Genomic DNA, 1510 nt, shown 5'->3' on the forward strand with positions numbered 1-1510 from the left:
GAAATATATATAGAAAAATTTCGAAAATATAAGGTTTTCTTCTTCTTAAAATAATTTCAATAAAGTTTATTGCCACATATAGAAAAGCAATTAATAGAACTACTTTATTAATAAGATTAAAGAAAGGTAAATCTGATATAACTGTAGCAAAAGAAAAGCTTATAAATATATAAAGTAATTTAATATAAAGTTTATTGGTTACTATATCAAGCATAGAAAACACTCCTTAATTAATTGATAAAATACATAATAATATATTATCATTTAAAATAAGAATAGTCTAAGAATTTAAAGCAAAAAAGTTTGTATATGCCAACAATTGTGGTAAAATAGTACTGTTAGTTTTATTTTTAAACAAAAAAGGAGCGTATAATAATGAATATACCTTTAATAGATTTAAAAGCTCAATATGAATCATTGGCAGAGGAATTAAAAGAGGCAACTCTTGGGATATTAACTTCAGCTAATTACATAATGGGCAAAACTGTAATAGATTTTGAGAAAGCCTTTGCTGAATATGTAGGCGTAAAACATGCTATATCAGTAGGTAATGGAACAGATGGATTAGTAATAGCATTAAAGGCTATGGGAATAGGAGAAGGAGATGAAGTAATAACAACTCCATTTACATTCTTTGCTACAGCTGAAGCTATATCAGCAGTAGGAGGAACTCCAATATTTGTAGATGTAAATAAAGATACTTTTAATATAGATGTAACTAAGATAGAAGAAAAAATAACTTCTAAAACTAAGGCTATAATGCCAGTTCATATCTTTGGCCAATGTGCAGATATGGATGAAATAAACGAAATTGCAAAGAAGCATAATCTTTTAGTAATAGAAGATGCTTGCCAAGCAATTGGAGGAAAGTATAAAGGAAGAAATGTTGGTTCTTTAGGAGATGCTGCAGTATTTTCATTTTTCCCAACTAAGAACCTAGGCTGTGCTGGAGATGGTGGTATGATTGTTACTAATAACGATGATATTGCAATAATAGCAAAAGCACTTAAGGCTCATGGAAGTGGAGAAAATGGTCAAAAGGCATACAACTTACTAAACAATATAGAAGAAGAAGTTCAAAAAGCTGAAGGAGCTAACGATACAGTTTATAATCCATTAAAATATTATAATTATTTAATAGGATATAACTCAAGATTAGATGCTATTCAAGCAGCTATTTTAAATGTTAAAATAAAAGAAATAGATAATTGGAATGCTAAGAGAAGAGAAATAGCTGGAATTTATAATGAAGCACTACAGAATACTGATTTAGTAACTCCAGTAACTAGAGATTATGTAGAACCAGTTTACCATATGTATGTTCTGCAATCAGAACATAGAGAAGAAGTACTAGAAAAGTTAAAAGAAGCAGGTATTGCAACAGGAGTATATTATCCTGTACCATTACATCTTCAAAAATGCTATAAGAATCTAGGATATAAAGAAGGAGATATGCCAGTTTCAGAGTACCTTTCTCATAGAACATTTGCTGTCCCAGTATATCCAGAGT

At 29.3% G+C, this 1510-nt stretch carries 2 protein-coding genes; one reads left to right on the forward strand and one right to left on the reverse strand.

Going from position 1 to position 1510, the window contains the following annotated elements:
• The coding region (locus tag E6248_RS15935) for a hypothetical protein (RefSeq protein WP_396335165.1) at positions 1-214 on the reverse strand (214 nt) is incomplete at its 3' end.
• A gap of 161 nt (positions 215-375) precedes the next feature.
• On the opposite strand from E6248_RS15935, the gene E6248_RS15940 reads away from it, so the two are divergent.
• Positions 376-1510: DegT/DnrJ/EryC1/StrS family aminotransferase (locus E6248_RS15940; RefSeq protein WP_316341747.1), on the forward strand; the 1135-nt coding region annotated here is incomplete at its 3' end.

It is taken from the genome of Clostridium sp., from assembly GCF_032552055.1.
In the GTDB taxonomy this organism is placed as follows: Bacteria; Bacillota; Clostridia; order Clostridiales; family Clostridiaceae; genus Clostridium.